This window comes from Endozoicomonas sp., assembly GCF_031844845.1.
Taxonomy (GTDB): domain Bacteria; phylum Pseudomonadota; class Gammaproteobacteria; order Pseudomonadales; family Endozoicomonadaceae; genus Endozoicomonas.
The window spans coordinates 1-11,305 of record NZ_JAVRMB020000329.1 but is presented as its reverse complement, the minus strand read 5'-3'; the positions used below and the strand labels follow the sequence as shown (position 1 = coordinate 11,305).

Sequence of the window (11,305 nt, the reverse complement as noted above, 5' to 3'; positions counted from 1 at the left end):
AGATACCGGTGTGTAAATGCAGCATGTGAAACCAAAACATTCATGCTGAAATATCGTTACAGAGCGTATGAAGCTGGCGTAAAACAACAGGCTATTGATATGGTCATAAACAGCAGTGGTATTCGTGATACAGCAAGAGTTTTAAAAATCAGTAAAGGCACTGTTATAAGTACTTTAAAAAAAGGAAAAAATGCTCACTCAAGTGAATCCTATCCTCTATTCGGCAAACGCAGGAAAATCACGTAACGTCAGGGTGGAGATGGTCTGTGAGGAAGCTGAGCTGGACGAGCAGTGGTCATTTGTCGGCAAAAAATCTAATCAACGGTGGCTCTGGCACGCTGTTGACCACGATACAAATACAGTACTTGCCTATGTATTTGGCAAGCGAAAAGATGTTGTTTTTAAGAAGCTAAAAGCATTATTAGAACCCTTTAATATCAAGCGATTTTATACGGATGACTGGGGTACTTACAGCCGTCATCTTGATGCAGAAAAGCACGAAATAGGAAAAAAAAATACACAAAAAATTGAGCGAAAAAATCTTAATTTCAGAACTTGGATCAAGCGGTTAGCACGTAAGACAATTTGCTTTTCAAAGCTGGAAAAAATGCATGATATTGTTATTGGTCTGTTGATTAATAAGGTCGAGCTTGGAATCGATATTCATGCAAAATTACAAGTTCAACCCACTACCCCAACGTTTTAATTAAACTTTCGCCCTGGATTTAATCGCCGTAAAAGGTTGACTCACCAACAGTTTCCTGTGGTTCATCACCCCTCCGGCAGAGATCCGTACGTACACTACTAATGCATACGGCTCCTACGACAAATCAAACACGCCATCGCATATTGGGATATGGTTAGGTACCCGTAAATCTAAAACTTAGTACAGGCAGCTATACGCCAGTAATGGCAAGAATAACAACCTCTGTGTCGTGCTGGGTTTTATGGGTGTTTTTTTGCCGCTGCTGCCAACGACACCCTTTCTACTACTGGCGGTTTTTTTCAGTTTAAGGTCTTCTCCGGCCATTCACTCCTGGCTCTTGAATCATAAAGTGCTTGGTCCTCCTCTTCGGCAGTATCTTGATCAGCGCAGTATCTCCAGAAAGGTTTACATCCGGGCGGTTATTGTCCTCTGGCTGACCATGAGTCTGTCTATCTGGATAGTTAAGCTGGTATGGGCCAAATGCCTGCTTCTGGTCATTGCCATCAGCGTTACGGTTTATCTGGCCAGGCTAAAGATATAAGGATTAGGCATCGGATCCTTATAGACCCTCATAAACACGACATCTATCTCTTTTTCACCTGAGAGTCTTCCAGAATAAATAACTGGTCTATCCTTTGCGTGGTGGTCAGCGGTGTTGGCTGGATAAGGGCTGATCCCATAGCCTCTGTGTTTTGTTATTTATCCTCCTCTTTTACTGACATCAGGTTTTACTGTATGGCTTCAGAAAAAAAAGAATCTTCTGTTGTTTCCGTAGACGGTATGGCAGGAGTGGCAGAAAAAGCCGCTTCAGCGAAGGATGAACATCAGTTGAGACAGTTGTTTACCTCGCTTCAGAGCGACTCTTCGGCCAAGACCCTGGCATTGATGGCAATTCCCAGCTCACTGGAACGCTATGGGATCTTTGCCACAGATCCGCGGCTGAGAGAAATGGTTGAGGCAATCCGAACCTATGAACTCAGGTATCGTTCCCAGCCAAAAGATATCACCTTCGATGAGTTTGCCTCTATCGTCAGCCCCAATACGGTGATTGTCGATAAGGTGCTTAAGGGGGAGATGGTTATTCCTGAGTTCAGGAATTTTACCGACAGGGTTGAGACTATTTATCAGCAGACACTGAAGCACCGTGAAGGTAAGGTGGCGTCGTATATTCCACAGCTGGCCAGCGTGGAACCGGAACAGTTTGGCGTCAGCCTTTGTACCATTGATGGGCAGCGTTTTTCCATAGGGAATACCAATGCCCGTTTTTGTATTCAGTCTTGCTGCAAGCCTGTCAATTACTGTCTGGCACTTGAGGAGCATGGAGCGGATGCGGTGCATGAACATGTTAGCTGTGAGCCCAGTGGCCAGTCATTCAACGAGCTGGCGCTGAACCAGAAACTCAGGCCCCATAACCCCATGATTAATGCCGGTGCCATCATGTGCTGCTCGCTGCTCGCTGCTCAAGGCACAGGATACGCTGGCAGACCGGTTTCAATATGTGCATCAGACGTGGTCCCGCCTCTGTGCCCATGAACCCCCCGGATATGATAATGCCGTGTATCTTTCCGAAAGGGATACCGCCGACCGGAACTTTGCCCTGGCGTATTTTATGCGTGAGAGTAACGCCTTTCCTAAAAATACTGATATTCACAAAACACTGGATTTTTACTTCCAGTGCTGTTTTCTCCAGGGTACTACGGAACAATTATCAATCATGGCGGCAACCCTGGCTGGTGGAGGTGTATGCCCATTTACCGGTGAGCAGGTGTTTGCGCCGGATACGGTTCAGAAGTGCCTGTCGTTAATGTATTCATGTGGTATGTATGATTTTTCGGGTGAATGGGCCTTCCGGATTGGTTTACCGGCAAAAAGTGGTGTTTCAGGCTTGATTCTGGTGGTGATTCCTAATGTGATGGGGTTTGCCTGCTGGTCTCCCAGGCTGGACCGAAATGGTAACAGTGTCCGGGGCATCGAATTCTGTAAAGAGCTGATTAATACCTTCAATTTTCATAACTATGACAATATCAGTAGTTGTCATCACCGGAAATTTGATCCGCGCAAACAGGCTCATCAGGATCAGCAGGAGATGCTCTCAACGCTCTTCTGGGCTGCCAGTTCTGGTGATGTCAGCTGTATTCGGCGTCTTCTTGCCAGGGATGTTGATTTGAATATGTTTGACTACGACAAACGAACGGCTCTGCATATAGCCGCCTCTGAAGGGAAGGAGGAAGTGGTCAGCTTTATGCTGGCTCATGGCGCCAGGGCTGATTTTAAAGATCGCTGGGGTAACACGGCTCTGGATGATGCCAGAAGAGTAAAGCATAAAGCGTTGATCAATACGCTGGAAACAGCGCTGAAAAACTGAGCCGTTGAACATGCTACCCGTTGTCCGCCGTCCGTTGCCCGCAAAAGCACAAGCGGACTCGGCTTTTCGGGCAGCGGGCGACGTTTGTTGCCATGAGGGATTTATTTAAGGACAGCCCTTACTGATCAACTGGAAGAGATTAGAAAGCACTCTATAATTTCGCATTAAGAGTCTGCCAGTTTCATTGTTTATTACTTTTGCTGGCAGATTCCAGTGGCGCAGGGTGCCTGTTTGATCAGTAAGCTTTCAGGCTGAGATGATACCTGTTGAACCTGAAGCGGTTAGTACCGGCGTAGGAACTGCCATAAAGCGATCGTCTATACCAGCTAGAGTCATATCGGGGTTTTGTGTTTCCCGGTTGTCCGGTTGGCTATAGGTAAGGGCGGTACTGTCCTCCCCGGGCCTTTATGCGTCACGCTGTTTGTATTACTTCCTAATTACAGTGAGGATGACGTATGACCTCAATCGCAGCGCCAAGGCTTTCTCTGCTTCTTAACTGGTATGCCAACCCCTATCACACACCTGTCTTTATGGCTCATCACCTGGGCTTTTATCAAGAAGAAGGTATTTCTCCGGCCATTATGGAAACCACCGATCCCTCTGATGTGACGGATTTAATCGGTCAAAACAAGGTGGATATTGCACTGAAGGCGATGATTCATACTTATGCTGCCAGGGCCAAAGGGTACAAGGTCATTTCAACGGGAACACTGTTCCATGAACCACCGACGGGTATTATTTTTCTTAAATCAAGCGGCATTAAAGGGTTTGATGATATCCGGGGGAAAAGAATTGGCTACATTGGCCGGTTTGGAAAAATCATGATTGATGACCTTGCCCGGCGGGCGGGTATTGAATCCGGTGCTTATGAAACCGTGCGTGTTGGAATGAATGTTACGGATGCCATTATTCAGAATAAAGTGGATGCAGGCATGGGTATTGGGTGTTTTCAACAGGTAGAACTTGAGCAGGCCACTGGCAAGGAGACCGGTATATTAAGGGTTGATGAGCTGGCGGGTCTGGGATGCTGTTGCTTTTGTTCCATTCTCTTTCTGGTTCATGAGGAGTATCTGGCTGCTAATCAGGAAACCGTCCGAAGATTTATGAGAGCGACCCTGAGAGGAACGCACTGGACCCTTGAGAACCCTGACAAAGCTTATGAATTGTTATGTGACCAGATTCCGAGGCTGAGAACAGAGACGTTTAGAAAGATCTACGTCAGTTGTCTTCCTTATTTTTCCAGAGATCTGGTTAATGTGGACAGAGACTGGGATAAAGTGGGGCTTTATGCACAACAGCTTGGGATTATCGATGACGCCATGGACAATTCAAGCTGCTATACCAATGAGTATTTACCTGAGCGCCCATACTCTACTTTTCAGCCTATTGATGGAGCGTATATTTCTGAGTTAAAAGCCTCATAACACAAAGGCCGTTGTCCGCTGTCCGTTGTCCGTAAAAGCGAAGCGAGCCCGGCTTTTTCGGGCAGCGGGCAACGTTTATCAGGTGGTGATATGAGTAAACAGATTCTCGTCCTGGGCAGTATTAATGTTGACCATGTTCTGCAGGTTGATCGCTTTCCAAAGTCTGGTCAAACCGTAACGGGTACGTCATATGGCACTATGTCTGGAGGCAAGGGAGCGAATCAGGCGGTTGCCTGTGCACGCCTTGGTGGTAACACGCATATGCTTGCCTCCATTGGTCAGGATGATTTCGGGCGGGACATTGTGCAGCAGCTGTCTGATGAAGGGATTGATACCTCAGCGATCATCGAGGTGGATGGTGCTGATACCGGCGTCGCCCTGATTTTCGTCAATGCAAAGGGCGAAAATATGATTGGCATTGCAGCAGGTGCTAATAGTTGCCTCACTGAAGCGTTTGTTGATCAGAATGGTCAGTTGGTTAAGGATGTTGATTATCTACTTTTACAGCAGGAGGTTCCTGACTCTGTGAATCTTCAGGCAGTTCATATCGCCAGAAAGCATAAAACGACGGTAGTCCTCAACCCGGCACCGGGCAGTGACCTTCCTGAAAGCTTCCTTTTACTGGTGGACCTCATTACACCCAACCAGACAGAAGCTGAAATACTGACAGGCATCAAAGTCACCGGTCTCGAGTCTGCTGCCGTTGCCGCAGCGATCCTGCACGATAAGGGGATTAATAATGTAGTCATTACCATGGGGTGTAATGGTGCGTATGTGTCGTCAATGGAGTCAGGTTATCCCCGGGGTATCCTGATACCAGGGTTTCCTGTTAAAGCCGTTGATACAACCGCTGCCGGTGACACGTTTAACGGTGCTTTACTGGTGGCTCTGGCGGAAGGAAAACCATTGGTCGATGCTGCTTTTTTTGCCAATGCCAGTGCCGGGTTATCAGTGATGCGTTCAGGGTCTCAATCGTCTATACCCTACCGTTTTGAAGTGGAGCAGTTTATACAGTGTGACCAGGAAATTGCTGCTGCAGCCAGTTCTCCGCATCTCTGATGATTCCTGTGTTTTTTGATTTCAAAGCCTGGTGCAGATACTCTGTAGTCCTTGAGCCTCAAGGGATTATGATCGTTAATCGTTACTGACCAGTCATAATGAATCCAGCTTATTTATTTGGCTTTTTATTTTGAAGAAGGGAAGGTGTAGCATGCAAAACCAGCTTGACCAATTAAAAAGTATGACCAAGGTAGTGGCCGATACCGGTGATATCGAAGCCATTCGTCGATACCAGCCGGTAGATGCAACGACCAACCCGTCACTGATTCTGAAAGCTGCCGAACTGCCGGCTTATAAAGCGTTGTTTGATGAAGCTATTGCCTATGGTCAACGTTCTTCAATGGACAAAACTGGCAAAACAGAAAGAGTCCGTAATGCCTGTGACTGGTTAACGGTGGGTATTGGTAAAGAAATTCAGCAGGTGGTGCCCGGATACGTTTCTACCGAGGTGGATGCACGACTGTCGTTTGATACTGACGCCTCCATCCATAAGGCAAGACAACTGCTCGACCTTTATAAGCAGCAGGGGGCAGACAGTAGTCGGGTGCTGATCAAGGTCGCTTCTACCTGGGAGGGCATTCGGGCAGCAGAAGTTCTGGAGCAAGAGGGTATTCGCTGTAACCTGACGCTATTATTCAGCTTTGCCCAGGCTCAGGCTTGTGCAGAAGCAGGCGCTTATTTGATTTCACCGTTTGTTGGCCGGATTCTTGACTGGTATAAAAAGGCTGAAGGCCGGGACTTTTCTGCTTCTGAAGACCCGGGTGTTCTATCGGTCAGCCGAATTTACAACTACTACAAAAAACATGGTTATAAAACAGTCGTTATGGGGGCCAGCTTCAGAAATACCGGTGAAATTATTGAGCTTGCTGGTTGTGACTGTCTGACTATTGGCCCTGATCTGCTTAACCAGCTTGAAGCTTCTCAAACTCCTCTGTCTCAGAAGCTGTTTGGTGACGATCCCAGGTGTAATGAAGAGAAAGTTATTCTGGATGAAGCGGCATTTCGCTGGGCTATGAATGAAGACGCCATGGCTACCGAAAAGCTGGCTGAAGGCATCAGGAATTTTTCGGCTGATCAGGTCAAGCTTGAGAAGTTACTGTTTAATAGTCTGTAATAAGGAATTGTCGCGCAAGGTTCTCTGTAGGTCGGTTCCCCGTTCGGGGGGACCCGAGAACCTGACGGCCGACAACCGAACGTTTTGACTGTTTTATTGACCTTTTTCTCGGGCTCCCGACAACATTCCTTTAAACAGGCAACTTGCATCCTAAGCTCTGCATTCTCTTTCAAGAGCGCATCGTTCAGTAAAGTTGCAGTTACGATTTGTTTAACCAATCAACCCCACTATGAACCACTTATTTTTCTAACATCAGGAGATTTTATTATGACCTCGTTCCCACGCTCCGCGTGGTAATGCATACCGCACCCACCACAAACAAAATAACTGGCGTGAAACTCCGGCACCCCCAGACAAGTGAGGTTGTCCATCGCTCTTACCCTTTGCATGGCAATTCAGGCAGCGGGCTATTAGCAAGCCCTGAGGTTACGGCAAGTCCCGTATGCATTCCCACGCGGAGCGTGGGAACGAGGATGGCGGGAGGAATAAATTCTAGATGGAACAATGTTACCGTTCCTGGGCGAGTGATGGATTGGGATGTTATTTAATTACAATTCCTTAGCGAGATGCTGCCTGCGGCTTATCATCGGGCAATAGAAGATGCCCATGATAAAACCAACCTGCCGGCCAGCACTTTTCCAGAGCAGTATCCGTGGAGTTTCCAGCAGGCTGTGGATAAAAACTTCTGGCCTGATGACCTGGAAACCGTTATTACCCACCAATGGGATGCTGATCAGGGCTTTGATTGACACTCCTATTGCGTTATTGCTGCATAGCGCCCGGCTCACCGGCACGGAGCGCCCGGTGGATCCATATGTGTTAGCCGTTTTGTTTGAAATTTTCGATGATCTTTTCATTCAGACATGATCTTAAAAACTCATTCATTGCCGTCATGTCTGACGTTGAGTAAAAATCAAGCATAAACTGATTGAATTCCTTTTGCCGCTTTGCAGGGACATTGATGATTGGAAAGCCTTGAGAAAGGAGAATTCCGTTCATCATAAACCTTCCCATGCGTTTATTTACATCCCAAAAAAACTGAGCCCTTGCCATTCTCAGGAATGCAGTCATAGCCAAATCATAGACATCGTTACAGTCCTCAAGTTCTGACTCAATTTCAGCCCAAACCTGATTCAACTCTTTTGCGGCAGGAGGCTCATAGTCAGATCCACTGATAGTCACGTTACCAGTACGGAAAGCTCCCCACTCTAAAGCCTCTTCTTTTCCTGCGATGTTATGGATTGCTAAAGCAACATCTTTTGAAAATGAAAATTTATTCTCAGATACCAGTGAAAATAGATATTTCCAGGCATCAGCCTGGTTCAGAGCCATATTCTGATCACCGATTTTATGACCACCAACAGTGATCCCATCCAGTAGCGTTTGAATCTCTGGCAAAGTCATCGCTACTCCTTCAAGGTTTACGGCATCATAAACAAGTGAAGGAATATCACGAACGGCAAGCTGTTTGGCCATCGCACGATTAGGGCTCATTCCCCAAAGTGTATCTTTTGCCGCTGTCATTTGAGAATCTCAGGAGTTGTGTTGACATTTGCAACATTATATCTGCATGAGTCTTTATCGTCATGCTGCAGGTTAGGGTTGAGAACGGCTAACGGGGATTTGACCGGAAGGCATTCGGTCACTCCCTGCCGCATTTTTAACGACCACCAGCAAACCCCATCTGCCGCCAGGCTTCATACACTATTACCGCCACTGTATTGGACAGGTTCAAACTCCGGCTGTCAGGTAACATGGGCAATCTAAGCACCTGATCTTTTGGTAGTGAATCCAGAATCTCCGCTGGCAGTCCACGGGTTTCCGGGCCAAACAGCAGAGCATCTCCTTCCTGAAATTCGCAGCAACTGTAGTTACCGGAGCCCTTGGTGCTCAACGCCAGAACCCGCCCCGGTTTAACCGTTTCCAGAAAGCTCAGATAATCCGGATGGATCTTCAGTTCAGCAAACTCATGATAATCCAGCCCGGCCCGCTTCAGACGCTGATCGTCCAGCTCAAAACCCAGGGGTTCGATCAGATGAAGACGAAAGCCGGTATTGGCACAGAGGCGGATAATATTGCCAGTGTTTGGCGGGATTTCCGGCTGGTAGAGAACAACATCAAGCATGCAGAGTCCAATAATAAGGTGGTTAGCTCATCAATCGGGCAAGCGCTACCTGGTAAACTTCATTCTTGCTGCGCTTGCCAACAGAAATAACAGAAACGGTTACGGTTTTATCGGAAACCAAATAAACCAGTCGGTAACCCAGCTGCCTCAGTTTGATTTTGTAGAGATTGGGGGCGCCAGTCACTTTTGCAGAAGGCACATGAGGATTGCTTAATCGACGCTCCAGAAGCTTCTTAAACTGCTCTTTCACTGCCGGGTTGAGCTTACGCCACTCTTTCAGCGCAGACTTTTTAAACTCAAGCTCATAGATCATCGAGAGAAACTTTCACAGACTCCTCATCGGCCCGTTTTTTAACGAGCTCTAACAGTTCCATATCATCAATCAGTTCCATCATGGCTTCATAAGCTTTGGCGGGCACGCAGTAAAACGCGGGTTCATTACGGTTCAGCACCGCAATCGGCAGGCCTTCGCCACTGGCGACCACTTTCATGGGGTTGGCTTTCAGTTCAGAAATACTGGCGGCAATATCGGTCAGAATAAGGGAAGCCATTATCCGTCTCCTATTTTATATGACCTGATCTTAGACCTGTTAAAGAGTCTCGTAAAGCCGTTATCCTCGTTCCCACACTTTTAGGCCCTGTGGGTCCTGCGAGGGTATCGCAAAAGGCAGAATGAACGCCCAACCGTCTTTCCCGCGAAGGCGGTAATGCATACAGAACCAGCAGCCAGCACACCCTGACTGCCATACCGTGAATTTCTGCGGAGGACTGTGGAAACAAGGAAAATACTACTTATTCTTTTCTTTGCCGTGAAAGAAAAGCGTTGAACCACAAAGGCACAAAGTTTTTAAAAGTGCTTTTTTTTCATAGCCTGAGGGTGACGAACAATCGTCATGAGCATTTGTGATCTCTGTGATTTAACCCGCCTGGGTAAACCCGAGAAACATCACCAGTGTCAAAACCAGGGCGAGTAGATTACAGCCACAGCCGTAGCGGAACAGTTTATTGTCACTGCGGTTATGGTCGTAGGGGGACAGATCCATTGTCTTGAGCCTCAAATCAGGAAGTCGTACAAAGAGGTGTCTTTTAAGAATAGATTAAGAATGCCATCGTAAAGGCAGATAGTATCAGTGGCTATTTGGGGGGAGTGAATGGTCAGCTGCCCCGGCTCCCACGGGGACAGCAAAAAACATAACAATGTCGTTTACTTTACGCAGTTTCACGCCATCTTACCCGCTGAACCCGCCAAAGTTGTGTGCAATCTCATCCGACACTATATTTATGGGGCAACCTTCAACTTAAGGTTACGACTTAAAACCGTTTGAACGACCGCCTGCCAAGACTTTACCCATTCCGCTGCATGCAGCAGTAAAAGAGGTGCAGAGCAATGAAAGCCAATACTGTGCTGGCATTATTGATCGTATTGGGATTATCAGGAACCACGATTTCGACCACCGCCATGGGCGCTAAAACACGGGATAATGTTGTTGAATTCGTGTTATGGGGCTTTAACCACAACGAAACGCTGGAGAATATTTCCTACGAAGTCACCGACCATATTGAATCGCAACCGGAGACCTTTAAAGGCATTGTTGCAATTATCCCCGATGATACAACCGCAATGATTGTCGTACGGGCTGGCAGGAAAGAAAGCTACGCCGCAGCCAACCAGTTTGTCGACTGGGGAGCCAGTGCCTCACACAACATCTATAATCACCCGCCGAAAACATTGAACTTTGCGGTCATTGGCAATCTCACCTTTACCATTGAACACCCACGAACAGGGCAAAAAACAGAGTACTACCTTCCTGACTTCGTGATTGCCCAGGGGCGCGCCGGCTTTGCCAATAACTGGTGGGCCGGGAGTCGACATTGCGATTTTACCGGGAATGACACCAACAACTTTATGGACTGTAAATCCGGGTTAACGTTCTGGCGACCTGCCTTTCAATATAATCGGTTCCTGATACTGCCTGCTGGCTGACTCACTGACTGGCAGTAAATGGTGGCGGAAACCGGAACCCATTGTTTTTTTGCCACAGATGCACGGAGGAAAAGCGTTTCCTGGCCTCCTCACTCTGCGTGGGAATATAGACCAAAACACTGCTCCAATATGCGTTCCCACGGGGAACCGTAGGGATGCGCCAGAACCGTATGCATTCGAGATCAAGATACTATTCCCTCAGACTCTGCGCTGCGCCCCTCAACTCAGGTCTGTAAACTGAATAATCTGTACATTGCCCTCGGGAAATTTTGCGGTAATCTCCAGTTCGCCTCCCATGGCTTCGATGAAGTGGCGTAACGTGGAAATATACATATCGGTTCTGCGCTCCATCTTCGAAACTGTGGCTTGTTTGACGCGCAAGGTATCTGCCAGCTGCTCCTGGGAAAGTTTCCGGGCTTGCCTGAGTTCTGCCAAAGGCATGGTTTGCAACAGTGCTTCTGCTTTCTTTTCTACCGCCTGTCGTGCCTCGCTGGAAAGCCTGTTTTTTAACTGGTGAAATGATTTGGC

General features: G+C 47.5%; 16 protein-coding genes and 1 riboswitch. Of the genes, 10 read left to right on the top strand and 6 right to left on the bottom strand.

Features of this window, described 5'->3' with window-relative positions:
- The 9 genes from RM811_RS18380 to RM811_RS18340 all read left to right on the top strand — a co-directional run.
- Window positions 1-246, top strand: a 246-nt coding sequence (locus RM811_RS18380; protein ID WP_402527225.1) for an IS1-like element transposase, incomplete at its 5' end; no start/stop codon positions are given.
- Window positions 191-706 (top strand): IS1 family transposase, encoded by a 516-nt coding sequence (locus tag RM811_RS18375; RefSeq protein WP_402527223.1) that lies wholly within the window; start codon window positions 191-193, stop codon window positions 704-706. The genes RM811_RS18380 and RM811_RS18375, both read left to right, overlap by 56 nt.
- Window positions 707-935: 229 nt before the next feature.
- Window positions 936-1,247 carry a YbaN family protein gene (locus tag RM811_RS18370; protein ID WP_402527221.1) on the top strand — a complete coding sequence of 104 codons (312 nt, stop codon included), beginning with the start codon at window positions 936-938 and terminating at the stop codon, window positions 1,245-1,247.
- A 194-nt stretch (window positions 1,248-1,441) separates the two neighbouring features.
- Complete coding sequence (locus RM811_RS18365) at window positions 1,442-2,239, top strand: glutaminase (RefSeq protein WP_402527219.1); 798 nt, start codon at window positions 1,442-1,444, stop codon at window positions 2,237-2,239.
- Window positions 2,205-3,071, top strand: a complete 867-nt coding sequence (locus RM811_RS18360; protein WP_402527217.1) for a glutaminase — start codon at window positions 2,205-2,207, stop codon at window positions 3,069-3,071. Before RM811_RS18365 ends, RM811_RS18360 begins: the two co-directional genes overlap by 35 nt.
- Window positions 3,072-3,280: 209 nt before the next feature.
- A riboswitch (TPP riboswitch) is annotated at window positions 3,281-3,388 on the top strand.
- 138 nt (window positions 3,389-3,526) lie between these two features.
- Entirely contained in the window at window positions 3,527-4,495 is a 969-nt protein-coding gene (locus RM811_RS18355; RefSeq protein WP_402527215.1) for an ABC transporter substrate-binding protein, read from the top strand.
- A gap of 90 nt (window positions 4,496-4,585) precedes the next feature.
- The gene (gene rbsK / locus RM811_RS18350; RefSeq protein ID WP_402527213.1) at window positions 4,586-5,554 is read left to right on the top strand and encodes a ribokinase; all 969 of its coding nucleotides are present in this window, start codon (window positions 4,586-4,588) and stop codon (window positions 5,552-5,554) included.
- Between the two features lie 151 nt (window positions 5,555-5,705).
- Window positions 5,706-6,668, top strand: a complete 963-nt coding sequence (gene tal, locus RM811_RS18345) for a transaldolase (RefSeq protein ID WP_402527211.1) — start codon at window positions 5,706-5,708, stop codon at window positions 6,666-6,668.
- Window positions 6,669-7,234: 566 nt separating this feature from the next.
- Window positions 7,235-7,417, top strand: coding sequence for a DUF29 family protein (locus RM811_RS18340; RefSeq protein ID WP_402527209.1), 183 nt, complete (start codon window positions 7,235-7,237; stop codon window positions 7,415-7,417).
- Window positions 7,418-7,487: 70 nt separating this feature from the next.
- Here RM811_RS18340 and RM811_RS18335 read toward each other — a convergent pair whose 3' ends face one another.
- From RM811_RS18335 to RM811_RS18315, 5 genes are all read right to left on the bottom strand, one after another.
- The gene (locus tag RM811_RS18335) at window positions 7,488-8,192 is read right to left on the bottom strand and encodes a Fic family protein (RefSeq protein WP_402527207.1); all 705 of its coding nucleotides are present in this window, start codon (window positions 8,190-8,192) and stop codon (window positions 7,488-7,490) included.
- A 136-nt stretch (window positions 8,193-8,328) separates the two neighbouring features.
- A complete protein-coding gene (gene trmL, locus RM811_RS18330) occupies window positions 8,329-8,793 on the bottom strand; it encodes a tRNA (uridine(34)/cytosine(34)/5-carboxymethylaminomethyluridine(34)-2'-O)-methyltransferase TrmL (RefSeq protein ID WP_402527205.1) in 465 nt (154 codons plus the stop codon).
- Between the two features lie 22 nt (window positions 8,794-8,815).
- Window positions 8,816-9,106: a type II toxin-antitoxin system RelE/ParE family toxin gene (locus RM811_RS18325; protein ID WP_402527203.1), complete on the bottom strand. Its 291-nt coding sequence runs from the start codon at window positions 9,104-9,106 to the stop codon at window positions 8,816-8,818.
- Entirely contained in the window at window positions 9,096-9,344 is a 249-nt protein-coding gene (locus RM811_RS18320) for a type II toxin-antitoxin system Phd/YefM family antitoxin (protein ID WP_402527201.1), read from the bottom strand. The genes RM811_RS18325 and RM811_RS18320 overlap by 11 nt, the downstream gene beginning before the upstream one ends.
- A 366-nt stretch (window positions 9,345-9,710) precedes the next feature.
- A complete protein-coding gene (locus RM811_RS18315; protein ID WP_402527199.1) occupies window positions 9,711-9,836 on the bottom strand; it encodes a hypothetical protein in 126 nt (41 codons plus the stop codon).
- Window positions 9,837-10,180: 344 nt separating this feature from the next.
- Here RM811_RS18315 and RM811_RS18310 point away from each other — a divergent pair, with 344 nt between their 5' ends.
- Entirely contained in the window at window positions 10,181-10,777 is a 597-nt protein-coding gene (locus RM811_RS18310) for a hypothetical protein (protein WP_402527197.1), read from the top strand.
- A gap of 219 nt (window positions 10,778-10,996) precedes the next feature.
- Here the strand turns inward: RM811_RS18310 and RM811_RS18305 are convergent.
- Window positions 10,997-11,305: XRE family transcriptional regulator (locus RM811_RS18305; RefSeq protein ID WP_402527195.1), on the bottom strand; the 309-nt coding region annotated here is incomplete at its 5' end.

Coding starts and splice junctions, on each gene's coding strand:
- RM811_RS18375 (WP_402527223.1), top strand. CDS start 191: ATGCTCACTCAAGTGAATCCTATCCTCTATTCGGCAAACGCAGGAAAA.
- RM811_RS18365 (WP_402527219.1), top strand. CDS start 1,442: ATGGCTTCAGAAAAAAAAGAATCTTCTGTTGTTTCCGTAGACGGTATG.
- RM811_RS18355 (WP_402527215.1), top strand. CDS start 3,527: ATGACCTCAATCGCAGCGCCAAGGCTTTCTCTGCTTCTTAACTGGTAT.
- rbsK (WP_402527213.1), top strand. CDS start 4,586: ATGAGTAAACAGATTCTCGTCCTGGGCAGTATTAATGTTGACCATGTT.
- tal (WP_402527211.1), top strand. CDS start 5,706: ATGCAAAACCAGCTTGACCAATTAAAAAGTATGACCAAGGTAGTGGCC.
- RM811_RS18340 (WP_402527209.1), top strand. CDS start 7,235: ATGCTGCCTGCGGCTTATCATCGGGCAATAGAAGATGCCCATGATAAA.
- RM811_RS18335 (WP_402527207.1), bottom strand. CDS start 8,192: ATGACAGCGGCAAAAGATACACTTTGGGGAATGAGCCCTAATCGTGCG.
- trmL (WP_402527205.1), bottom strand. CDS start 8,793: ATGCTTGATGTTGTTCTCTACCAGCCGGAAATCCCGCCAAACACTGGC.
- RM811_RS18325 (WP_402527203.1), bottom strand. CDS start 9,106: ATGATCTATGAGCTTGAGTTTAAAAAGTCTGCGCTGAAAGAGTGGCGT.
- RM811_RS18320 (WP_402527201.1), bottom strand. CDS start 9,344: ATGGCTTCCCTTATTCTGACCGATATTGCCGCCAGTATTTCTGAACTG.
- RM811_RS18315 (WP_402527199.1), bottom strand. CDS start 9,836: ATGGATCTGTCCCCCTACGACCATAACCGCAGTGACAATAAACTGTTC.
- RM811_RS18310 (WP_402527197.1), top strand. CDS start 10,181: ATGAAAGCCAATACTGTGCTGGCATTATTGATCGTATTGGGATTATCA.